At 55.3% G+C, this 22,507-nt stretch carries 16 protein-coding genes; 13 read left to right on the plus strand and 3 right to left on the minus strand.

Annotation, left to right across the window (positions count from 1 at the left end):
- Nucleotides 1-10: 10 nt before the first annotated feature.
- From QEH57_RS01780 to QEH57_RS01840, 13 genes are all read left to right on the plus strand, one after another.
- Nucleotides 11-1,522: a hypothetical protein gene (locus QEH57_RS01780; RefSeq protein WP_309004949.1), complete on the plus strand. Its 1,512-nt coding sequence runs from the start codon at nucleotides 11-13 to the stop codon at nucleotides 1,520-1,522.
- Nucleotides 1,519-1,698 (plus strand): hypothetical protein, encoded by a 180-nt coding sequence (locus QEH57_RS01785; protein ID WP_309004950.1) that lies wholly within the window; start codon nucleotides 1,519-1,521, stop codon nucleotides 1,696-1,698. The genes QEH57_RS01780 and QEH57_RS01785 overlap by 4 nt, the downstream gene beginning before the upstream one ends.
- A gap of 77 nt (nucleotides 1,699-1,775) precedes the next feature.
- Nucleotides 1,776-4,514, plus strand: a complete 2,739-nt coding sequence (locus QEH57_RS01790) for a family 78 glycoside hydrolase catalytic domain (RefSeq protein ID WP_309004951.1) — start codon at nucleotides 1,776-1,778, stop codon at nucleotides 4,512-4,514.
- Nucleotides 4,514-5,761, plus strand: coding sequence for a ribulose-bisphosphate carboxylase large subunit family protein (locus QEH57_RS01795; protein WP_309004952.1), 1,248 nt, complete (start codon nucleotides 4,514-4,516; stop codon nucleotides 5,759-5,761). The genes QEH57_RS01790 and QEH57_RS01795 overlap by 1 nt, the downstream gene beginning before the upstream one ends.
- 16 nt (nucleotides 5,762-5,777) lie before the next feature.
- Entirely contained in the window at nucleotides 5,778-7,151 is a 1,374-nt protein-coding gene (locus QEH57_RS01800) for a four-carbon acid sugar kinase family protein (protein ID WP_309004953.1), read from the plus strand.
- A gap of 11 nt (nucleotides 7,152-7,162) precedes the next feature.
- The gene (locus tag QEH57_RS01805; protein ID WP_309004954.1) at nucleotides 7,163-7,867 is read left to right on the plus strand and encodes an aspartate/glutamate racemase family protein; all 705 of its coding nucleotides are present in this window, start codon (nucleotides 7,163-7,165) and stop codon (nucleotides 7,865-7,867) included.
- Nucleotides 7,868-7,897: 30 nt separating this feature from the next.
- Nucleotides 7,898-9,172, plus strand: coding sequence for a bile acid:sodium symporter family protein (locus QEH57_RS01810; protein WP_309004955.1), 1,275 nt, complete (start codon nucleotides 7,898-7,900; stop codon nucleotides 9,170-9,172).
- A 15-nt stretch (nucleotides 9,173-9,187) separates the two neighbouring features.
- Nucleotides 9,188-10,294, plus strand: a complete 1,107-nt coding sequence (locus QEH57_RS01815) for a Gfo/Idh/MocA family oxidoreductase (RefSeq protein ID WP_309004956.1) — start codon at nucleotides 9,188-9,190, stop codon at nucleotides 10,292-10,294.
- 3 nt (nucleotides 10,295-10,297) lie between these two features.
- Nucleotides 10,298-11,335, plus strand: coding sequence for a sugar ABC transporter substrate-binding protein (locus QEH57_RS01820; protein ID WP_309004957.1), 1,038 nt, complete (start codon nucleotides 10,298-10,300; stop codon nucleotides 11,333-11,335).
- A gap of 103 nt (nucleotides 11,336-11,438) precedes the next feature.
- Entirely contained in the window at nucleotides 11,439-12,944 is a 1,506-nt protein-coding gene (locus tag QEH57_RS01825; protein WP_309004958.1) for a sugar ABC transporter ATP-binding protein, read from the plus strand.
- 125 nt (nucleotides 12,945-13,069) lie between these two features.
- Nucleotides 13,070-13,966 (plus strand): ABC transporter permease, encoded by an 897-nt coding sequence (locus QEH57_RS01830; protein WP_309004959.1) that lies wholly within the window; start codon nucleotides 13,070-13,072, stop codon nucleotides 13,964-13,966.
- Between the two features lie 36 nt (nucleotides 13,967-14,002).
- The gene (locus tag QEH57_RS01835) at nucleotides 14,003-16,090 is read left to right on the plus strand and encodes a hypothetical protein (RefSeq protein ID WP_309004961.1); all 2,088 of its coding nucleotides are present in this window, start codon (nucleotides 14,003-14,005) and stop codon (nucleotides 16,088-16,090) included.
- Nucleotides 16,091-16,123: 33 nt separating this feature from the next.
- Nucleotides 16,124-17,419 (plus strand): glycosyl hydrolase family 28 protein, encoded by a 1,296-nt coding sequence (locus QEH57_RS01840; protein WP_309004962.1) that lies wholly within the window; start codon nucleotides 16,124-16,126, stop codon nucleotides 17,417-17,419.
- A gap of 6 nt (nucleotides 17,420-17,425) precedes the next feature.
- On the opposite strand, the gene QEH57_RS01845 is transcribed toward QEH57_RS01840, so the two are convergent.
- Genes QEH57_RS01845 through QEH57_RS01855 form a run of 3 tightly spaced genes read right to left on the minus strand, consistent with a single transcriptional unit; the run spans nucleotide 17,426 to nucleotide 22,375 of the window.
- A complete protein-coding gene (locus QEH57_RS01845; protein ID WP_309004963.1) occupies nucleotides 17,426-19,723 on the minus strand; it encodes an ATP-binding protein in 2,298 nt (765 codons plus the stop codon).
- A gap of 1 nt (nucleotide 19,724) precedes the next feature.
- Nucleotides 19,725-20,279 (minus strand): YfiR family protein, encoded by a 555-nt coding sequence (locus tag QEH57_RS01850; RefSeq protein WP_309004964.1) that lies wholly within the window; start codon nucleotides 20,277-20,279, stop codon nucleotides 19,725-19,727.
- Between the two features lie 2 nt (nucleotides 20,280-20,281).
- Nucleotides 20,282-22,375, minus strand: a complete 2,094-nt coding sequence (locus QEH57_RS01855; protein WP_309004965.1) for a TonB-dependent receptor — start codon at nucleotides 22,373-22,375, stop codon at nucleotides 20,282-20,284.
- Between the last annotated feature and the right edge of the window lie 132 nt (nucleotides 22,376-22,507).

Below are 22,507 nucleotides of genomic sequence, written 5' to 3' on the forward strand. Positions count from 1 at the left end.
ATCCCATAGAATGAGTAGTACTGATCCCCATAAACAATCGCTGGTCGAGCGGCTCGACGCGGTTAACGAGTTCGAGCGCGAGCCCGTCGCGAAGGACAAGCTTCATGGAGTAAAATCCTTCATTGCCATGTTCTCAAGCGAGCACGTTGCCGGAACGGAGTTCGTTTTGGGCACGCTCTTGGTCGTGCACGGAGTTTCCGCTTTCGACGCCTTGGTAGGCTTAGCTGTCGGCAACATCCTTGCCGTCTTGAGTTGGGCCCTCATGTGCGCCCCTATCGCGGTCAAAGAGCGTTTGACGGTCTACTGGCAGATTCGCAAGATCGCGGGTCCCTACGCGACTGTGCTTTACTCGGTGTTGTTCGCCTTGATCATGTGCGTGTTGGCGGGGTCGATGGTGAGTGTATCCACCACAGCGATCGCTCATCCCTTTGGGATCGAGAGCCCTAACTTTGCGGCGGGGGATGTCTTTCCGAGCGTTTCTTGGATGCTGGTGGCATTGGGGGTCGGAGTGGTGATCGCTCTGCTGGCGATGTTCGGCTTCGACAAGTTGACGCACTTTGCGAAAATTTGCGCCCCTTGGATGCCCTTGGTTTTCGTAGCCGGGGCCCTAGCGAGCTTGCCGACGTTGGGCGTATCCAGTTTTGGCGACTTCATGACGGCTGCCCGCGAGAAGATCTGGACGGGGGTTCCTGCCGAAGGCGTTTCCAAGTACGGCTTTTGGAGCTGCGTGGGCTTGGCTTGGCTTTGCAATGTTTCCCAGCACATGGGCATGGGGGATGTCACGATTTTCCGATACGCCAAGAAGTGGCAGTACGGTTTCGCTTCAGCTTTCGGTATGTTCATCGGCCACTATGTCGCTTGGATCTGCTCCGGTATCATGTGTGCGGCGTTCTTCACGGCCAATGGAGCTGGGGCAAACCCGACCCCGGGCAACATCGCTTGGCTCGGCGCGGGCTGGGCTGGCCTCGTTTGCGTCGTGCTGGCGGGCTGGTCCACCGCGAATCCAACCCTCTATCGAGCAGGGCTCGCCTTCCAGGTAGCTACTCCGAATTGGAGCCGGTGGAGGATCACGCTTTTCGCGGGAATCCTGATGATAATCGCGGCCTGCGTACCTGCCATTACCTTCTTCCTGGATCGAATAGTGGCTTACTACGGATTGTTCTTTATGCCGCTAGGGGCCTTTATCTTTTTCGACTACTGGGTCTTTCCCAAGCTGGGACTGACGCGCTACTGGGCGGAAAGCCGCAAGCTGCTTGCGAGCTGGCCGGCGATGGTGGGCTGGTTCGGTTCTTTTATTATCTGTTTCTTCCTTTTCGCAAAGGAAGAGTATCCGAGCTTTGCTTGGGTGAACGATGTCCTGCCAGATTTCCTCGCTCACTATAAGCCCGACTTCTTCATGCAGGTATTGCCCGCTTGGATACTGGCGGTGGTGCTTTATACGGGGTGTAGTATAATCCAGCAAAAGCTTAATCCAGGAGCGGTCGAAAGCTCGAACCTCAATCCCCAAACCCAAGAGTCATGAAATCGATTTTAAAGGTACTCTCTTATCTTGGACTTGCCATGACAGTTTTGCCTTCGGTTCTGGTCTTCGCTGGAAAGATGGAAAAGGAACTGCACTACAGCGTGATGATTGCAGGTATGGTTCTTTGGTTTGTCACTGCGGTTCTCTGGGTAAAGCCCGACCAGCATCAACCGTGAGGCAGGGGCTTCGCTATCTTGTTGCGGTAAGATCCTGCAGCGCGGACGCGGGCTGAAGCTCCGCGCTACTATTTGAAATGTCTGAAAAGCTATCCATCAACAAGCTCCGCTGCGAGTACTTGAACGACCCGCTCGGGATCGACGAAACGCGCCCACGCTTCAGCTACGTGCTGGAGAGCGATCGACGTGGAGCGAAGCAGATCGCTCGTCGCATTCGAGTGGCTACGAGCGAGCGCCTCTTGCTTGAGGGGCAGGCGGACCTTTGGGATAGCGGATGGTGCGAGAGTCGAGTGACGAGCCAAATCGAATACCTCGGAGCTCGTCTGAAATCACGCATGGTTTGCCACTGGCAGGTCGAGGTGGAGGACGAGCTGGGCGAGCGCCACCTCTCAGGAAGCGCTTGCTGGAGCATGGGGCTGCTGGATCCCAGCGATTGGCAAGCTCGATGGATCGCCGCCGATCCCGAGGTGATTGCTCGCGACGATGCGGCTACGGCTCCGAGTCTTACGGAATGCGGGACGCCTGTCCTTTTTCGCAAGGAATTCGAATTGGACGATGCCCCAATGCGGGCGACGCTTTATTTGACGGCGAGAGGCCTGGTCGAAGCGAAGATCGGGGGACGCCGCGTTGGCGAAGATCTCTTCGCCCCGGAGTGGACCGACTACGATACGCGTATCCACTATCGTACTTACGATGTTACCTCGCTGCTGGGCGGAAGCAGTTCCGCCTTGGGCCTGACTTTGGGGGATGGCTGGTGGAGCGGTTATGTTGGTTGGCAGGAGACGCGGGCTCGCTATGGCGATTTGCAGAACAGCGTTTGCGCGCAATTGGAAGTCGAATACGAGGACGGCCGCCGACAGATCATCGTCACCGATTCGAGCTGGCAGTGCGATACGGGGCCAATCTTGTCATCCGATTTCATGATGGGCGAATCCTACGATGCGCGGCGCGAAAGCCCGGGCTGGAGCTCGCCAGGCTTCGCTGGAGAGGCTTGGCTGTCGGCGATCGAGATTGAGGCGCCCGCAGCCGTTCTTTGTTCTCAGCGTTCGGAGCCGGTGCGTGTGATCGATACCCTGTCGCCTGTATCGCGGGTGGAGGTAGAGCCCGGAGTCTGGATTTTCGATATTGGCCAAAACATTTCAGGGTGGGCGCGGATACGGGTGAACCAGCCAGCCGGAACGCGAATCCAAATCCGCTATGCGGAGCGACTAAAGCCCGACGGGCAATTGTACACCGAAAACCTGCGTCTGGCGAAATCGACCGATGTGTATATGTGCCGCGGCGGAGGCGATGAAGTTTGGGAACCGCATTTCACTTTCCACGGATTTCAATACATCGAAATCACGGGATTGGTAGAGCCCGAGGGCGAAGACTGTGTAGTGGCTTGCGTCATACACTCTGCAACGCCGCCTGCAGGGAGCTTTGATTGCTCGAATTCCGATGTGACTCGACTTTGGAAAAACGGGCTTTGGTCCCAGAAGGACAATTTCTTGTCCGTCCCAACTGATTGCCCCCAGCGCGACGAACGGTTGGGGTGGATGGGCGATGCCCAAGTTTTTTTGCGGACGGCGACCTATAACATGGATGTGGCGGCCTTCTTCACGAAATGGATGGTCGACGTGTGCGACGCGCAGACGGCGGAGGGCATTTTTCCCGATACGGCTCCGCGTTTGCGGGAAGGCGAAAATTTCGTGGGGCTGGACGATCTCGTGGGAGGGGCGGCATGGGCGGATGCAGGTATCATTATTCCGCATACGCTTTGGAAAGTATACCGGGACAAGCGTTTGCTGGAAAGACATTGGGACTCCATGGCCGCCTGGATGGACTATCTGGAGCGTACCAACCCAGACTATCTGCGGGTGAACGACTTGCGTAATAATTACGGGGATTGGTTGTGCATTCCTTCCGATCGCGAGTTTAGGACGCATTCGCCCATGAAGAATCTGTTGGCAACCGCGTACTGGGCGGATGACGCCGCCAAGATGGCGGAAATGGCGAAGGCTTTAGGGAAGGTGGAGGAAGCCGAGGCTTACTTGAAAACTTTCCAAAGAGTTAAGGCAGCGTTCCAGGCTGAGTTCGTGAATGACGATGGAAGTCTGAGCGTAGAAACGCAGACGGCTTACCTTCTGGCTTTGGCTATGGATTTGCTGCCGCAGGAATTGCGAGCGAAGGCGGCTGCCCACCTCGTTGAGAACATCAAGAATTTGGATTGGCACCTAAGCACCGGGTTTGTCGGTATTCGTTTTTTGAATCCTGTATTGACCGATGCTGGTTACGGGGATGTTGCCTATCGCCTGCTGCTGCAAGACAGCTACCCGTCTTGGTTGTATCCAGTGAAGCATGGCGCCACTACGATTTGGGAACGTTGGAACGGTTGGACGGAAGAGGGCGGTTTCTTCGATCCCTTGATGAATTCCTTCAACCATTACTCGCTCGGGTCCGTGGGAGAGTGGCTATTTAGCCATGTCGCAGGCCTTCAGCTCGACGACTCGGAGCTCGGCTTTGCGGCGGCCCAGCTTAAGCCTTATGTGGGTGAGGGGCTGGACTGGGTGAAGGCTAGCTACGACAGCTTGCACGGGACTTACGAAAGCGCCTGGGAGCAATCCAAGGACGCCTGGATTTGGCGATTCCGTATTCCGGCCAACGCGAGAGCAAGCGTTTGGATTCCCGTACATGACGAGACGAGCGTTGATCTTGATGGGCTCGAGATTTATTCCCGAAAGGATGGCTGGCTGCTTTGCCACGCGGAATCAGGAAGCTACGAAATCAAGGTGAGCGGCCGCGTTCGTTGTGGAGCGGCTACTGTATTGAACTAATGGAACGCATCTACGCAGACTACTTTATCGAGACTCCGTTTCCGTTGGAAAAGGCGGCAGCGACGTTGGCAGGCGAGCAATCCTCGGGAACCTTCGTGTCGGTGCCCGGCGAAACGGCGGAGCTGAAGGAGCGCTTTGCGGCGCGGGTTGAGACGATTGAGGCCTTGGAATCCGTTTCGCGGCCTAGCATTCCCAGCGAAAAGTTGTCCGCGGGTTCGTATCAGCGAGCTCGTGTAAAGGTTTCTTGGTCGATCGAGAATTTTCGATACAATCTCCCAACCCTAATATCTACCTTGCAGGGAAATCTCTACGAGCTTACGCAGTTCACTGGGTTGAAGCTCATGGATATCGATTTGCCGGCCTCTTATGGCGAGCATTTCCGGGGGCCGCGCTTTGGAGTGGCGGGGTGCAGGGAGCTGACCGGAGTCGAGGATCGACCTTTGATCGGTACCATTATCAAGCCTAGCATTGGTATGACTCCGGCGGATACGGCAGAGTTGGTTAAAACGCTGGTGGAAGCAGGGATCGATTTTATCAAAGACGACGAGTTGCTTTCCTCCGCCGCGAATTCGCCGTTTGCGGAACGGGTGGAAGCGGTGATGCGGGTGATCAACGACCACGCCGATCGCAGCGGCAAGAAGGTTATGTACGCGTTTAACGTTTCGGACGAGCTGGATGCTATGTTGCGAAACTACGAGACGATCGTGGCTTCTGGAGGCACCTGCGCCATGGTGAGCCTGAACAGCGTTGGTTTGGCTGGGGCGAAAAAGATCTGCGACCAAGGGGTTCTCGCGATCCATGGGCATCGCAATGGGTGGGGCATGATGAACCGGCATCCCTTGCTAGGAATTGAATTCAAGGCTTATCAAAAGCTTTGGCGATTGGCGGGCGTGGACCAGATCCATGTGAACGGGGTCGCTAACAAGTTTTGGGAGAGTGACGACTCGGTGGTACGGTCTATGGAGGCTTGTAGCGAGCCTTTGCTGGGCGGATTCAGTGTTTTGCCGGTCGTTTCCTCAGGTCAGTGGGGAGGTCAGGCATTCGAAACCTATCGCCGCGTGCCGACGGTGGATTTGCTCTACATGGCGGGAGGCGGGATTATGGGTCACCCCGGTGGGGCGCGTGACGGTGTTAAGGCCTTGCAGCAAGCGTGGAATGCCGCGGTAGCCGGGGTGAGTTTGCAGGATGCTGCTGAAATGTATTCGGAATTTGGAGCTTCGGTAGAGAAATTTGGAGGCGGGGCGTGACCTCGGAGTTAGAGCGATGAGCCTCAAGATAGCATACTACGCCGATGACTTTACGGGCTCGACCGACGCCTTGGAGTTTCTGACGCGGGAGGGAGCTCGCACAGTTTTATTCGTGGAGCCGCCCAGTAGGGAGCAATTGGCCCGCTATGGAAAGCTCGATGCGATCGGAGTGGCGGGTTTGACGCGCTCGATGGCGCCGGAACGTATGGAGGAACGCTTGCTGGAAGACTTTGCCCGCTTGGAAGCCCTTGAGCCACGGCACGTTCACTACAAGGTGTGTTCGACGTTCGATTCCTCGCCGAAGATCGGAAATATCGGGCAGGCTATCGAGGCTGGGTTGCGTGTATTCAAAAATTCGATGGTTCCGTTAGTTGTGGGAGCTCCTGCATTGGGGCGCTACGTCGCTTTCGGCAACTTGTTTGCTCGCCTGGGAATTGGGAGCCGAGGAAACATTTACCGTCTAGACCGACACCCGTCGACCAGTCGCCATCCCGTAACCCCGATGACGGAGGCTGATTTGATGCGCCACCTCGCTCGGCAGACGGATAAGCGAATGGGCTTGATTGACTTCACGCAATTGGAGAGCGGCGAAGCGGACTCTGCTCTACAAGGTCTCAAAGCGGATGGTTGCGAGGTTGTTTTCTTCGACACGCTTAATCCTTCCCATCTCGAAGTGATCGGGCGCCTTTTGGATTCCGAAGCCAACGGATCGTGCCTATTTAGCGTCGGCTCCTCCGGGGTAGAGGCGGCCTTGGGATCGCTGTGGGCAGAGGACGGTTTACTCGCTGGGGCTAACGATTTCGAATCGCTAAGGGAGCGGAAGGATCTCTTGGTCATATCGGGTAGTTGTTCACCGGTTACAGGCGAACAGATTGACAGGGCGATTTCTGATGGATTTGCAGCGGTATCTTTGGACACGAGTTTGTTGGTCGATGCGGAGGGATACAGGAAGGAAATTTCGCGTGCGGTAGAGGAAGCTGTTTCCTATTTGGCGGAGGAACGACCGACGATCGTGCATAGCGCCAAAGGTCCGGAGGATCCTCGTATCGATCGAACGGAAGCCGCATTTGCGAGGGTTGGAGTAGGCCCTGATTCTTTGAAGGAACGTAGCGGAGCGCTTTTTGGTGGAGCTCTAGGCGAGATCGCCCGCGAGTGTATCCAACGAACGGGGATAAAGCGATTGCTGGTATCCGGCGGGGATTCGTCGAGCTATGCGGCCCGAGCCATGGGAATCGAAGCGGTTGAAATGATTGCCCCGCTCGTGGCGGGCGCTCCTATCTGCCGCGCTCATGCGCCGGATTCGCCACTCGATGGAGTCGAAGTAAATTTCAAGGGCGGTCAAGTCGGCGGAAAAGCTTACTTTTCGCAAGTTGCAAAGGGCTGCCTATAAAACGAATTAGCATGAAGAAGAAAACCTTAGGATTTGTTCACACCTCGGCGACTTTGGTCCCCATCTTTCAAGAGCTCAGCCAGAAGCATATCCCGAATGTGGATACGTTTAACATCGCCGACGACAGCCTGATAAAGGACGTAATTAGGCGGGGAGAGATGACGGCCGGGACTGCTCGTCGGGTGGTTGAACATGTGGGCTCGGCAGCGGCGGCAGGCGCCGATTACATATTGGTCACCTGTTCTTCGATCGGAAAGGCAGTGGAAACGGCGGCAACGTTGACGGGGGTACCGGTCTTGAGAGTTGATCAACCGATGGCGGACAAGGCGGTTTCTATGGGTAAGCGTATCGGTGTGATCGCAACCCTGCCGACCACTCTCGAGCCTACTGCGGATTTGGTGCGTCGCCGCGCTGCGGTGACAGGGGCGGATATCGAGTTGGTGGAGCGATTGTGCGACGGCGCGTTTGAAGCGTTGATGGGCGGGGATGCCGCAACGCACGACGCAGAGGTTTCCTCTGCTCTGAAATCGCTCAGCAAGGAAGTGGATGTGATCCTGCTCGCTCAAGCATCCATGGCGCGAGTGGTCGATACGCTCGACGCGGAAGATAGGAAAACGCCTATTTTGGCCAGTCCGGAAATAGCGATGGAATACCTTTCAAAGGTTCTCGGCTCAGCGGGAACTGTCGCTGGATCCTGCAGCGCGGACGCGGACTAAAGCTCCGCCCTACCTTAAGCCCCATACCCCATGTTGCAATTTCGTAAGCTCTGTTTGGCTCTAGCCCTTATTTTTCTGATTCTTCTCGGTCTTGGTCTCTCTGGTGTCCTGGGATCTGGATACACGAGTGGGGCGGGGCTGGCTTTGGCTGTCTTTTTCGCTCTGGGTTTGGGGGCGTTGCCGAGGTTGGAGGGCTACCAGTATACGGCATGGATCGTGGCTGCGGTAGTGGCAGGCATGCTTTTCCCGGAGCGTTGCTTAGGCATCGGTGACTTTGATCTGCGAAACAAGTGGCTGATTCTCATCGTGGTTCAGCTGGTCATGTTCGGGATGGGGACCCAGATGAAGCTAGGAGATTTTCAGGGCGTGATCAAAACGCCTAAAGGCGTGCTGGTAGGGCTACTTTGTCAGTTTACGATCATGCCGACCATGGGGTGGTTGTTGACGCGTGTCTTCGACTTTCCTGCTGAAATTGCTGCTGGCATCATTCTGATCGGGTCTTGTTCTAGCGGCTTAGCTTCGAACGTGATGGCCTATATCGCTCGGGCGAATCTGGCGCTATCGGTCACTGTGACCGCGGTGGCTACCATGGTGGCTCCTCTTATGACGCCGCTCTTGATGAGCTTCTTCGCGTCGACGATGGTGGAGGTTAAGTTTTTGGGAATGATGATGTCGATTGTGAAGATCGTGCTCGCTCCGATAGGGGCGGCGCTCTTGGCGGATTACTTGAGTCGGGCCTCGCTCGCAGCGGTGCGAAAGGTCGGCATCGTGGCAGGTCTTTGCCTTGTCTGGCTCCTTTACATCGCTTTTGGCGGCTGGGAGTTTCTGGTCCAGCGCTTGTCGCCTGCGGTATTGATGTCCGTCGGTGTTTTTGGCTTTTTTGCCGCAGCGATTGTGTTGGGTATGGTCTACTTCTTTGCCCTGAAAGCGCTTCCCGTTTTGCAGAAGGTCATGCCTTATGCCTCGATGTTCGGTATTGTCTATTTCACTACGGTGACTACGGCGGCGGGAAGGGATCACTTGCTGCAGGTGGGGCTGCTGCTCTTGCTAGCGGCAGTGATACACAATGCTTCTGGCTACTTTCTGGGGTATTGGTTTAGTAGGGCGCTTGGTTTGGGAAGAAATTCAGCGAGAGCGATGGCCTTAGAGGTGGGGCTGCAAAACGGAGGCATGGCTTCCGGAATAGCGGGGGCGATGGGCAAGCTCGGTACGCTTGGGTTGGCGTCAGCTGTATTCAGTCCTTGGATGAATATTTCCGGTTCGATCCTAGCGAATATTTGGAGCCGTGAGCCCGTGAAAGACTGAAGGGCGAAGAGAACGATGAGCTTAATGAAAAAGGAGGGCAAATTAGGGCTGGGTGTTCTAGGCCTCGGCGAAGGGCGCAGTATCATATCTGCCGGGGTGCAGAGCGATATGTGGGAGGTGGTCGGACTTTGCGACCGCAACGTAGAGTTGTGTCGCGAGCGTTGCCGAGAATTTGGCTTGTCGACTTACACGACCGAATACGATCGTTTGCTGGCGAATCCGGAGGTGGATGTGGTCGGCATATATACGCCGGACCATTTGCATGCGGACCATGTGATCCAAGCCTTGGATGCGGGAAAGCATGTCGTTTGCACGAAGCCGTTTATTCATAACCTGGATAGGGCCAAGGATGTCCTCGAAGCAGTTGAGCGAAGCTCTTGCAAGGTGATGGTTGGGCAAAGCTCGCGTTTCTTTGCACCCTTCAAGCGTCAGCGGGAGCATTATGAGGAGGGGCGCTTTGGCGACATCGTAACGATCGAGTCCTATTACAACGCGGATCACCGTTGGTTTTTGAAGAAGGACTGGGCTCGGAACGATACATTCAAGTGGTTGTACGGTTGCATTAGTCATCCTGGAGATTTGATTCGCTGGTACCTTCCGAACATCGAAGAGGTATGCGGGTATGCTCATCTAAGCAACAATGGGAAAGCGCTCGGTCTCAAGCATCCGGATACGTTTCACTATGTATTGAAATCGAAGGAGGGCGTGCCGGCTCGGGTGAGCGGAACCTATTCCAGTCCAGTGGTTCCGAATCACCGTGACAGCAATATGAGCTGCATCTTGCGCTGCGACAACGGAGCAAGCCAGGCGGACTACTATGATCTCCGCTATGCCTACAAGTTGGAAGGGCGTTCCGGAATCGAGACTTTTGAGGATCATGCCGATTACTTCTTTCGCTTTGGCGGGCATTCGCATCATGCGGGCGAATACCAAAACTATATCGAGTACATTGCTCACTGTATTCGATTCGAGGAGCTCCCAAAGCCGGACGCCCGCGAGGGAATCGTAACGGTAGCGGTAATGCAGGCGATGGAGGAAGCTTCGGATACCGGAAGTCCGGTAAAGATTGCAGCCTTGCTGAAGCGATTTGGCTTGGAAAACCTTTGGGAGGACGAGGGCTAGGGGATGACGCGGAACAATCGATTTCTAATTGCAACTTTAGCGGCTCTGGCGGCGATCCTTGGCGGGATCAAGTGGTACCAGTCGCGGCATGTGTCGGTGGGAGTGGAACCAATCGTATTGTACCTGCCACTACCCCATCCTTATTGCAACGCGGTTGGCGAAGGAGGAATAGCTTATGCGGAGGACTCCGGCAAGGGAGTTCGCGTGGTCGTGGGGCAGGAGAGCACCCAGGCGAACGTGAATACCAACGTGGAATCCATGTATACGCTGGGGCACCAAGGCTTCGCTATCTATCCCGTCGATCCCGCGGGGTCGAAAGGCCTTTTTGCGCGGCTGCAGGCAGGTGGACGGCAGGTGGTCTGCTACGGCGCGGAGCCGATGGATGGGTCTGCCGCCTCTTTTGCGGTGGCGACGGATACAAGTGCGGCTGCCACTATGGCGGCCGAGGAGCTGATTCGCCTAATGGGAGGACGAGGACGGATCTTGAATGTCCTAGAGTCATTGACGGATGCGAACACTCCGGTTCGCAAGGCGGCTATCGAGGCGGTCGTGGCGAAGTATCCTCAGGTAGAGATAGTGCAAACGGTAGGAGACGTGACCACGGAGGCTAAGGCTAGGGAGAAAATCGAAAGCGCCTTGGTCGCTCGGGGCGATGAGGTCGATGGGGTAATTTGTACTGGATATACGACTACGGTTGCAGCAGCGGTATTGTTGTCGGAGCGGAACGCCAAGTCCCAAGGGAAGCGTATCCGTTTCGTGGGGTTGGATACGGACGAGCGGGTCTTGGAGGCGATTCGCCTAGGTCATGTCGATGCGACTTTGGCCCAGAATCCTTTCGGGCATGGATACATCTCCTGCGCTTTGATAGACCTGATGCAAGAAGGCTGGCAGCCAGTGAAGCCGTACCAGTTCATCGATTCCGGGGCAGCTGTTGTGACGAAGGAGAATGTGGACGATTTCCAAGGGGGAATCGAACGTTTGACGGAAGAGATCGTGGCGGACTTGAAGGGGCGTTATTTGGTGAAGGAGGGCAGGGAGTGAGTTTGCTTTGCTTTAGTTTTCGGGTGCGAAAGTGTCGTGACGGAGGAAACTTGCAGCGCGGTCGCGGGCTAAAGCTCCGCGCTACGGGAGGGATTTTCTTCTGATGTTGGAGTTAAGGAACATCACCAAGACCTTTCCAGGCGTGAGGGCTTTGGACTCCGTTTCGATGCGCTTTCGGGCGGGAGAGATTCATGGGCTTATCGGGGAGAATGGCGCAGGCAAGAGCACTGCGATCAAGGTCGTGACAGGCATCCATCAACCGGATACGGGCGAGATTTGGTACGATGGAAAACGTGTGGTTTTGGAGAACTATCGTGACAGTTTGGCGAAAGGAATCGGAATCGTGCATCAGGAGTTGCATGTGATTCCCGATGCCTCGGTAGCGGAGAATATCATGATAGATAAGCTGATCGCGAACCGGTGGGGCATTATCGATTGGGAAAGCGTGTACCGCGAGGCAAGGCGATACATGGAAATCGTTGGCCTAGAGGTTTCGCCTGAGACAATGGCCTCAGGATTGAGCGCGGCGCAGAAGCAGCAGATTCAGATTGCGAAGGCCTTGTCGGCGGATGTGCGTGTATTGTTGCTGGACGAGCCAACCAGTTCTTTGACGGAGCACGAAGCGAAACGGCTGTTTGTTGTATTGAACGAATTGCGACAGAAGGGAGTCGCCCTCATTTTCGTTTCTCACAAGTTGGAGGAAGTTTTTGAGATCTGCGATCGGGTGACGGTCTTGAGGGACGGGCTGTTTGTTGGGGAGAGGGAGGTCGAGGGGCTGACGCAAGCTGAGCTGATCAGCATGATGATCGGTCGGACTTGCAACGACGAGCATCTGGGAGTGTTGAATCCTGACTTTTCGGAAGTTGCCCTCGAGGCGCGGAAGATCGTGCGAGCGGGCAAGGCGAAGGGGGCTTCGTTCAAGTTGCATCGGGGCGAGGTTTTGGGATTTTATGGCTTGGTTGGATCGGGAAGGACTGAGTTAGCTCGCATTCTGATTGGGGAAGATCGCATGGATTCCGGTGAGGTCTTAGTTCGCGGAGAGAGGGTGTCGATCGAGAGCGTGGAGGAATGCCTTTACCGGCACCGGATTGGCTACGTGACGGAGAACCGAAAGGAGGAGGGGCTTTTTCTAGAAAATCCGATTCTTTCCAACGTAGCCTTGCCTGTATGGCCACGTATCCGAAATGCGGTGACACGCAGGATAGACGAAGTTCTTGAGCGATCCACGGCAAACCGCTATGCGGAGGCGATGAGCGTGAAAACGCCGAGTCTGGATCAGGTGGTTGGGGCTTTGAGCGGTGGAAATCAGCAGAAGGTGAGTATTGGCAAGTGGCTAGCTGCGGACTGCGATATCTTGATTATCGACGAGCCAACGGTGGGGGTCGATGTAGGCGCGAAGGAACAGATTCACACCTTGATATGGAAGCTGGCCGCGGAGCAGGGGAAATCGATTATCGTGATTTCTTCTGATCTGCCGGAGATCGTACGTATGGCCAATCGAATTCTTGTTTTTCGAGAACAGGAGATCGTGGGAGAGGTGAAGGACATCGATACGGAAGCGAAGTCTTACGAGCAGGTCAGTGAAGCGATAGGTAAGTATTTGGTATAGGCGCGAGTGTGTAAGCGGACTTGGAGAATTTAATCATGAGTAGTGAAATAGTTAGGACAGGATTTGGTCAGCGGGATTGGGTGAGTAGCCGTACTTTGGGTTTAATCCTATTCGCTGGGATCTTAATGATAGCGATGGCTCTGGCGTCGCCGAGCTTCTTGACGGCGGATACGTTTTTTAGCCAAAGCCGCTATGTGGCGTTCTATGTATTGGTAGCGATGTCGCAGGCTGTGTGTCTAGCGGTGGGCGATTTGAACCTGACGGTGGGGGCGATCGGGAGTATCATTACGGTTGCCCTGGGATTAGCGATTTCGCCCGAGTTTGCTGGGCTTTCCCCTTGGGTGGCGGTTCCGATCGTGTTTGCCCTCGGTCCGTTAACCGGTTGGTTGAACGGGCTTATCATCACAAGGTTCAAGATCGATGCGTTTATCGTGACGCTTTCCATGATGTTTGTCTACATGGGACTGCGCTCGGGCATCTCGGGTGGGAATTCCTATCGTATCCCGGAGGGATTCTGGTGGCTCGGACAGGGAAATATCGGCGGTTGGCTGCCCTACATGGCTTTGATTGTGATCGCAGTCCTGTGGTGGATTTCGTATTTGTATCGCAATACGGTACTAGGGCGTCGCTTGCTCGCAACCGGGAGCAACAGCGAAGCGGCGCGGCTTTCGGGGATCAATACGAAGCGGATGATCGTCGTGGCGCATGTGCTTTCGGGCGGATTTTCGGCGCTAGCGGCGATCATGTGGGCATCCTGGTCGGGGAACGCGGCTCCGCAGACGGGCGACGACTGGCTGATCATTTCTTTTGCGGTGGCGATCATCGGAGGAACGGGCTTGAGCGGGAGCTTGATCTCGCCTTTGGGGATCTTGGTGGGCGCTGTCATATTCAAGCTGATACAGCACGCCCTGGTCATTCTGAAAATAAACGATAACTATTCGAATACGCTACTGGGAGGTCTGATCCTGCTGGCCATCGTGGTTGATCGGGCCCGGGAACATTTCGGAAAGGATGGGAAGTAGTCTTTTTATTAACACAAAATGCACAGGTTTTTTGAGATGAAATTAGTAGATGGATTTAAAGGATTGTTGAGCTCTGCCCTTGTTTGGGGAGCGGTTGGACTTGCTGCGAAGGAGAAGTCGCTGGTGCGCGGGTACGTGGATGAGTTGTTGCAAGGCAGCGAGTTGGCAGGAGCTGTGCGGCTGGAGGTCGTGGACTCTTTCGCTTCGGAGGAAGCGTTCGAGCTGATCGAAAAGGGAAGTAGGACTATTGTGCAGGCTGGCGGCGATGCCGGCTTGTTGTATGGGGTGCAGGAGCTTTTGATGCCGCATAGTGTGGTGGAAGCTGAAGGGGAGCCGGACTTTGAGATTCGAGGTGCGGTTCTGATGATGTTAAGCCAGGACTGGGATTATCAGTCCGAGCTCCATCCGGATACCTTTCCTTGGTTTTATGACCAGGAGCTGATGACGAAGTATCTCGATTATTTGGCCTCTGCCCGTCTGAATACACTGGTGCTGTGGTCTGGCCACTTGTTTCCGCATATCCTAGATCTGCCCGAATATCCGGAGGCGTCGCGTTTTTCTGCGGAAGAGATTCACCGGAATCAGGAACAGTTCCGCTGGCTGGCGAACGAATGTGGTAAGCGGAATATCACGATCCTGACCCACTTCTACAATATTCACATTAGCGACGACTTGGCTAAGGTTTTGGGTCGCACGGGCAAGGAGCCGACGCGTTACGAGGAGCCGGATGCGTTTGTGACGAAGTATTACCGCACCCTCCTGAGCCGTTACTTTGAGACTTTCCCCAGCGTGGGGCTTTACGTGTGTCCCGGAGAATCGCTTGGCCTGGAATTCCAGAAAGGCTGGTTCGAGGACGTGATCTTCAAGGTCGCCAAGGAGACTGGCAGGGAACCTTTGCTGATCATTCGCGATTGGACTTTGGATCCGGATTTCATGGAAGCCCTGCCGTCCCTGTACGGAAATCTGTATTCGGAATTGAAACACAACGACGAAACGATCACCAGCCCTTGGCCGGATACGCGTCATCGTAAGTGGAAGGGTAAGCTGAAGGGGCATATCATAAATCTGCACGATCCTTCGGATGTGGTTCCGTATCGTGTGGGCAGTCCGAAGCTTTTCAACGAGATGGTGGGACACTGGAAGGATGAAGGCTATTTTAAGGGGTCTTGGTTCTATCCTCCGCAAGCTTGGGTTTGGCCGAATACCGTAGATGTCTTGCCGGAGGGCGAGAGCTTGCTCGGTTTCGAGCGGGACGATCTTTGGCATTTGCTGGAAGGGCGTTACCTTTGGAAGGCGAAGCGCGAGGAGGAAGGGGAAACCCGTTGGGCTGCGGATTGGCTCGGTCGCAAGTTCGAGAATCCACAGGTGGGTGAACTCATGGTGGAGTGGTACGACTTGACGGCGCCTATTTTGCCAGGGCTGCAAAACTTGACCGCGGTTCGCTTCGGAAACTTCTTCCCGCCATCGATCGCTCGCGTTCAGACGGATGTGGACGAGATTCTGGGATCGCGTCTTAGTTTGGATGAAGGTCCGATCGAAGGGGCGACCGGGCATACGGGGCAACGCTACTACAGTCGGCCTGTGGATGCGTATACGATTTCCAAATACGAAGAGCGCTATGCGGTATCGGGAATAGAGGACCTACGCTCGGTACCCGTGGCCCAGTACGCGGAGTGGATTGATTCCGGAAGGCTCCCCAAGGAACACTACCTCGAACCCCTGAAGCTCTCAGCCCTTTACGTTGCAATGGCCAAGGAGGCGCTCGACTTGGCTCAGGATATGGCGGACTTGCCCGGTGCGGAAGTAGGGGAACGCTTACGGTTCGTGAGCGATAGCCAGTGCCTCGTTTATACGGCGGAGTTCTATGACCTGAAGGTTCAGGCAGCGTTTGCCAAGCGCATGTTGGAGAAGACGGGGGATCTTAAGTACGCGGACGATTTTGAATCCTTGATGGAAAGAAGCGTAGTGAAGTACGAGCAACTGGTCCGATACGCGCTGAAGTTTTACAAGGCAGGGTCTTCGATGTGGGCGGCGAAGCCTTGGGAGCGTACGCTCAACGACAAGGTTAAGTGGGATCGAGACGAGCAATTGAAGTGGCTTCATGAATACAAAAAGGCTCGCTGAGTTTATGGAATCTAAGAGGAGAGTATATTAGCTATGAGGTTATTGAAGCATTTAAGTATTGGAGCGGCGGTTGTTGCATTGGCAGGCAGCGCTGCTTATTCGCAAAGTTCGATCGATCACGATCCACTTTTGGATCGCGAGAGGTATTTGATTACCGACTACGGGGCGGTTGGCGATGAGAGTACCATCAATACGGAAGCGATCCAGAAGGCGATCGACACGGCTTCCGAATCAGGAGGAGGCGTGGTAGTGATTCCTAAGGGTGTTTTTCGGTCTGGTTCTATTTTCATCAAGCCAGGAGTGGGCCTGCATCTTGAAAAAGGAGGCGTCCTGCAAGGATCGCAGCAGCTTGAAGATTATCCCAAGTTGAACACGCGTATTGAAGGGCATTTCGAGCCATGGCGTATGGCCTTGGTCAACGCTCAGCATGTGGACCAGCTTCGCATCACTGGGGAAGGCTTGCTGGATGGCAATGGCGAGCCGTTTTGGGCGGCGTTTTGGCAGCGTCGGGAAGAGAATCCGAATTGCACGAACCTGGAGGTGGAGCGCCCGCGCATGATGTTCATCGACCAGTGTAAGGATGTTTTGATACAAGGGGTAAGTCTGCAGGATTCGGGCTTCTGGAACATACACGTTTATCGTTCGCAGGATGTAACGATCGATGGCGTTTCGATCACTTCGCCCAATGGCACCCCTCCGGACCGGGCCCCTAGCTCGGATGGAATCGACATCGATAGCTGTCAGCGGGTAACGGTGCGAGACTGTTTCATAACGGTGGGCGATGACTGTATTGCTATTAAGGGTACAAAAGGTCCGGACGCTTTGGAAGATGAGACAAGTCCTCCGGTGGAAGATATTTTGGTGGAAAACTGTCGCTTCGACAGTGGGCACGGGGTGGTGACGCTGGGCAGCGAAGCGACCATCGTGCGTAACGTGACGGTGCGGAATTGTACGGTGACGGGCTGGAACAAGCTGGTGCGTCTAAAGTTGCGCCCGGATACGCCTCAGACTTACGAGAACTTGCTCTACGAAAACATTGTCTACGAAGCGGAAGGCGGAATTTTTGATATCAAGCCTTGGAAGCAGTTCTTCGACCTGAAGGGGCAGGAACCGCCGCGTTCGGTGGTGCGCAACGTTACGGTTCGGAACGTAAAGGGCTGGACTGGCAAGTGGGGCGAGATCGTGGGAAATCCGTTGGATACGATCTCAAACTTTTCCGTGGAAAACGTGGAGCTTGAAATCGAGAGCGACGTGATGACGCTTGGTCAAGTCGACGGCCTGCGCTTCAAGAACGTGACCGTGAATGGTAAGAAGCTGCAGACCGAGTAGCCAGGCTTACAGTGCAAAGGCGTTTTGGGCCTTGTAGTCGTACAGCGCTTGGCGGACGCGTTCGTCTTTGACCGGCTTCGATAGGAAATCGTTCATGCCTGCGGCCCGCATGGCGGGCTCTGCATCGGATTCGACGTTGGCGGTGAATCCGATGATCCAGGGTTGGTCGATTTCGTCGTTGGCCCGTATGATGCGGCAAGCTTCCAGCCCATCCATTTTTGGCATCTGCAAGTCCATGAAGATGATGTCGTAGGGTTTCTTGAGGACGGCGGCTACTGCTTCCTGTCCGTCGTTGGCGATATCCACGGCGAAGCCTTCTCGTTTCATGATTAGCTTAAAGACCTTTTGATTCACCTTGTTGTCTTCGGCTAGCAGGATGCGGGTGCATTTGCTGGGGAGTCTGTCGGCTTGTTGTTGTTGTTGGTGCCTCGCTTTGTTTTTCGTTACCTTAGGCGGCGATCCGATCGCTTGCGCTATAAAGTTTCTCGCTTCGCTGAGTCGAAATGGGCAGTTGCTGTAGATGCCTTGGGAATCAGCGTTCCGCTTGAGGGGATGTTGGATAGTGAGGGAGGCGAGCTTGGCGGGGACCGGTTTTTGTTCTTCGAAGTTGTTGAAGCGGGAGCCAATGGAAAAGTCAGGGCGCTCTTCGGGGGTGACAAGTTTCAATCCCCATCGTTTTCCGAGCGCTTCGAGGCTCTCTTTCAGAGGGGTGAAAGGTACTTGTACGGAAAGGCTTCGATCGATGGGAAGAGGATCTGGAGCAAGACGTGCGGCGATGGTTTCTGCGGGAGCGTTGGCGAGCGAGAGTTCGAACGAGAAGGTGGTACCTTTTCCCTCGACGCTGCGGACTGCGATGTCGCCGCCCATGGCTTTGACCAGTTTTTGGCTGATCGCGAGTCCGAGACCGGTGCCGCCGTATTGGCGAGTGGTTGTGGAGTCGACTTGGGAGAAGGCTTGGAAAAGTCGGTCTAGCCTATCTTGCGGGATGCCGATTCCGGTGTCGTGAACGGCGATGCTGAGGGTAGAGGAGGGAACGTCGTCGTCGGTCGAGGCGTATTTGGCTTCGAGCCAGACATAGCCAGTTCTCGTGAACTTGGCTGCGTTCCCAAGCAGATTGACCACGACTTGTCGCAGTCGCGTAATGTCTCCCAAGATGGTGTAAGGCAAGCTCGGGTCGAGGGTGACGAAGAAGTCGACCTGCTTTTCCCAATGGAGGGCTGCCACCATATCGATGGCTTCTTCGAGGCAATCGGGGAGACTGAAGGGGGCGGTTTCCAGCTCTAGGTGTCCGCTTTCGATTTTCGAGTAGTCGAGGATTTCGTTGATGATCGCGAGCAGGTTGTCGGAGCTGGATTGGATAATCTTGACGTAGTTTTGCAGCTCGTGGTCGATCTTCTCGGATGCGAGTACGCTGCTCATGCCTACGATGGCGTTCAAGGGCGTGCGCAACTCGTGGCTCATCGTGGAGAGGAATTCGGATTTGGCTTTGGAGGCGGCTTCCGCCTTGTGCATGGCGGTGCGAAGCTCTCGGGTTCGCGTGGAGACTTGGTCCTCGAGTGTTCTGTTGTGCTCGCTGATGGCTCGATCCCGTTCTTGGACGCCTTCCATCATGGTGTTGACGCTTTGGGCGAGCGACCCGATTTCGTCGTCGAAGCGTTTCGAGGCGCGTCTCGAGTAGTTGCCGTCTTGGGCGACTTGTTTGGCGAATTGTTCGAGCTCGAGCAGAGGGCGGGTGATTAGGCGTTGCAGGAGGTTCGCGATCCAGACTGAGAAGAGGGTTCCGAGGGCGACGATAATGACAGCGATGGTAATGGCTTTGCGCAGCTCTGCGTGTAAGGAGCGGGAATCAGTTTCGATGAGGAGGGTGCCGACGTGCTCTTGGCGTACTAGGATTTTGGTTACACGCGAAACGGAGGATGGCGTGAGGATTGATCCGTAGGTCTCTGGAGCGGGAGGGATCTTAAGGGAGGGGGTTCTTTGGTAGGACGTGAAGAGGCTTCCATCAGGTTTGTAGAGGGCGGCGAGGGTGATGTCCGTTTCGCTCGAAAGACTATTTAGGTAGTCAGCGGCTGTTATGGGATCGTCGAAGATCAGCGATGCTTCCGAATTGCTGGCGACGATGGAGGAAAGAGAGCTTAAGTGCTCGGTCTTTTGTTCAATGAAGGTTGCTTTTTCATGGAAGACGTAGGCGACGCCGAAGAGCGAAAGCGTAGCAAGGCTGGAAAGCTTCGTCGCGAGCAGGAACTTCTTGCGAACGCTGATCGAGACGAGCGAGCTTGCCCAGGCTTGTAGTCGTTTTCCCATTTCAGCGAACAGCGAGCTGGGCGAGCTTCGAGCTTACTCCAAGGTTATAGGAATCGACTTCGATCAGGTTGAGGGCGAAGCGCAGGCGGTTTTGCAGGGTCACGAATTCAATTAGCCCGCCGGAGTCCATGAAGCCGGTTTCGCTACTGACTGTAATGGTGGCTTCTTGGCGGGAATTGGTCACGATATCGGACCAACGTTTCTTTTGTCCGCGGCCGACGTAGATCATATCAAGCCCTTTGGCTTGGTCCAAGTAGGGCGCGTTGGCATCGATTTCGACGATCTCGAACGATCGAGTCGGGGTCGATTTGTCTGCGGCGATCGACTTGAGCTCGCGGTAGAGGCTGGGCTCGTTGAGCACTCCGATCTTGGAATGCCCGGTTTTCGGTTTTTCCCAGCGGACGAAGTCGACGAAGCGCAGTAGGTAGTTGGCCTTGAGCGAGTCTTCGTTGAGAGATTGGGCTTGGCTATCGCTTGCGGTCGCAGCGAAGAGGCAGAGCGCTATCAATGGAATCGCGAAATGGCGGAATTTTGGCGGAAGCAGCGTCATCTTCATACTTAGAACTCGAGGTTCATTTCGAGGTAAGCTTCGCGCTTAATTTCGCTACCGATACCGATGTAGTCCTTGAGGTAAGTCTCGTCGACTTGGGGATCTAGAAGGTTTCGTCCGACGAGGGAGAGGCGAAATTGCTCGTTCGGTTGCCAGGTGAGACGGAGATCGCCTTGCATGCTCTGCTCTTGGTTGGAGCGGGGACTCGCGTATCCACTTTTATAGCGCAGTCCTAGGTCGGCCTGCCACTCTGCGGTGAAACTCTGGGAATACCAGAGGGAGGCTTGATGGGTAGGGACGTTGTTGCTGAGCGTTTCCAGTTCTGCCTGCAGGGTCGGAAGGTTTTGGATATTCGCAGCGAATCGTTCCGCGGGCTCGAAGCGATCTCCGATATAGGAGTAGTTGAGTAGCAGTTTGCTGCGTTCGCCCAAGACAAGGTCGCGACTGAATTCGAGTCCGTAGGATCTGCCTGTGGCGAGGTTGTCGATCACCATTTGGTTGAGCAGGTAGGGATCCGCCACGGCGAGAACGGGTATCATGTTGAAGTCGCGGAAACCGATGATGTCCGCGTACTCGTTTAGGAAGGCTGTGACGACGAGCGATCCACCGGCTTGGTACTGGCTGCGGTATCCGATCTCGATCGCATCGAGTCGCTCGCTCTTCAGCTCGATTCCTTGGTTGGTGAGGTTGAGGAGCTGGGTGTCTATGGTGAAGTCGCCGTAGGGAGTCGGAATCACGAAGGGCTCTAGTCCAAGGTAGCCGTTTTTCATGCTTTCGATAGAGGTGATTCCTGAGGGGACGGCTCGGCTGGAAGAGGAGTAGGCAAGCCAGATGCGGCTTGCGTCATTCAAGCGATAGAGCAAGCGGGCTGAGGGGAGCGGCTCCACGTGGTCGGTGTAGGAGTCGTAGCTGGCGCTGAGGCCGGCCGTCAGCTCGAGCTTTTGCGGTGAGAGGGTGAGGGTGTATTCTCCGCCGAGGTGGGCAGTGGTTTTACGAGGAGTGTAGTCATCTAGGAACGAGGTTTCCTCGGAGTCGAAGAGCGTTTCATCGTCGAGTACCACGCCGGCGCTCAGGACGAACTTGTGTCTCTCGCTCGGTGAGATCAGGGAGCGGAACTCGAGACCGCCGAGCGAGAAGTCGTAGTTCGCGTAGAGGGACCGGAAATCGGTGCTGCCGACCCAGCCGCGCAGGCTGAATCCATTGTCTCGATCTTCATGGTGGGTCCATTTGAGCTGTGTATTGAAGCCACTTTGAGTTTCCGGAGCTACCAGCGTTTCCGGGTATCCGGTTTCTGGATCCAGCACGGATCGAGAGAAGCCCAGCTCGGAGTCGAAATACTCGGCGGACAGGCTGATCAAGTTTCCGCTGTTGGGACGCTTTTCGTAGCGGATGCCAGCTCTGCTCGTCGTCCAGGCATCGCTTAACAAGTCGGCAGCAGACTGGCGTTCGCTGTGTTTCGCCCAGACGCGAATGCCTGAATTTTGGTCAATGAGCCAACCGTGTCGCCCTTCGGTAGAGCGGTTAAGGTTGCCCACGCGGGTTTTCAGCACGGTGCCTTCGGTTTCGAAGACGGATTTTAGAATCACATTGACCCGACCGTTCGCGGCGTTGGTACCCCAGAGGCTGCCGCCTGGACCGTAAACCACTTCTACGGAGGCGACGTCGTCGAGGAGCAGGTCGTGGTCGCTTCCGAAAAGTCCGTTGAAGAGGGTGCTGTTTTGGCTTTGTTCGTCCACGGTGAACAAGGCTCGCGAGAAGAAGCGTGAATTCATGCCTCTGACTCCGAGTCCCCAGGCTCCGTTGCTCGAGCGCATGATGTGAACGCCGGGCGCGTAGCGCAGCATTTCGGGAATGGAGTCGACGGGCAGGTTTTGGATTGCTTCCTCGTCGAACACGAAGGCCCCGTTGGGCGCGTCGAAAAGCTGGAAGCCGGATTTCGAGGATTCGATAACCGGCATGCTGGCGAGCTCCTCGAGCGAGAGCCCGGAGAAGTCGTTGGCGGTGAGTGAAACCGACGCGATCGAAGACAGGGCAAGGGCAGCGAGCCCGAGTCGTCTGGTAGGTGAAACTCTGGTGTTACTTGTCGGAGGGTGGATTCCCATAGTGATTCTAAGTAGTCTCTCTATCGGTCCACTCAGTGTATTTCTTGAAGACGGTTTTACGGTAAATCGTTGATTCTTGCTCCTACCTAGTCGTCGCGGAAGAGGCGGCATCCCTAAACGACAGCTCCGATC

It is taken from the genome of Pelagicoccus sp. SDUM812005 (assembly GCF_031127875.1).
GTDB lineage: Bacteria > Verrucomicrobiota > Verrucomicrobiia > Opitutales > Opitutaceae > Pelagicoccus.

Bases quoted from the DNA above. Each gene is read 5' to 3' on its own strand.
- QEH57_RS01830 (WP_309004959.1), top strand. From the start codon at position 13,070: ATGATAGCGATGGCTCTGGCGTCGCCGAGCTTCTTGACGGCGGATACG.
- QEH57_RS01815 (WP_309004956.1), top strand. From the start codon at position 9,188: ATGAGCTTAATGAAAAAGGAGGGCAAATTAGGGCTGGGTGTTCTAGGC.
- QEH57_RS01825 (WP_309004958.1), top strand. From the start codon at position 11,439: ATGTTGGAGTTAAGGAACATCACCAAGACCTTTCCAGGCGTGAGGGCT.
- QEH57_RS01840 (WP_309004962.1), top strand. From the start codon at position 16,124: ATGAGGTTATTGAAGCATTTAAGTATTGGAGCGGCGGTTGTTGCATTG.
- QEH57_RS01790 (WP_309004951.1), top strand. From the start codon at position 1,776: ATGTCTGAAAAGCTATCCATCAACAAGCTCCGCTGCGAGTACTTGAAC.
- QEH57_RS01800 (WP_309004953.1), top strand. From the start codon at position 5,778: ATGAGCCTCAAGATAGCATACTACGCCGATGACTTTACGGGCTCGACC.
- QEH57_RS01810 (WP_309004955.1), top strand. From the start codon at position 7,898: ATGTTGCAATTTCGTAAGCTCTGTTTGGCTCTAGCCCTTATTTTTCTG.
- QEH57_RS01845 (WP_309004963.1), bottom strand. From the start codon at position 19,723: ATGGGAAAACGACTACAAGCCTGGGCAAGCTCGCTCGTCTCGATCAGC.
- QEH57_RS01855 (WP_309004965.1), bottom strand. From the start codon at position 22,375: ATGGGAATCCACCCTCCGACAAGTAACACCAGAGTTTCACCTACCAGA.
- QEH57_RS01785 (WP_309004950.1), top strand. From the start codon at position 1,519: ATGAAATCGATTTTAAAGGTACTCTCTTATCTTGGACTTGCCATGACA.
- QEH57_RS01835 (WP_309004961.1), top strand. From the start codon at position 14,003: ATGAAATTAGTAGATGGATTTAAAGGATTGTTGAGCTCTGCCCTTGTT.
- QEH57_RS01850 (WP_309004964.1), bottom strand. From the start codon at position 20,279: ATGAAGATGACGCTGCTTCCGCCAAAATTCCGCCATTTCGCGATTCCA.
- QEH57_RS01780 (WP_309004949.1), top strand. From the start codon at position 11: ATGAGTAGTACTGATCCCCATAAACAATCGCTGGTCGAGCGGCTCGAC.
- QEH57_RS01805 (WP_309004954.1), top strand. From the start codon at position 7,163: ATGAAGAAGAAAACCTTAGGATTTGTTCACACCTCGGCGACTTTGGTC.
- QEH57_RS01820 (WP_309004957.1), top strand. From the start codon at position 10,298: ATGACGCGGAACAATCGATTTCTAATTGCAACTTTAGCGGCTCTGGCG.
- QEH57_RS01795 (WP_309004952.1), top strand. From the start codon at position 4,514: ATGGAACGCATCTACGCAGACTACTTTATCGAGACTCCGTTTCCGTTG.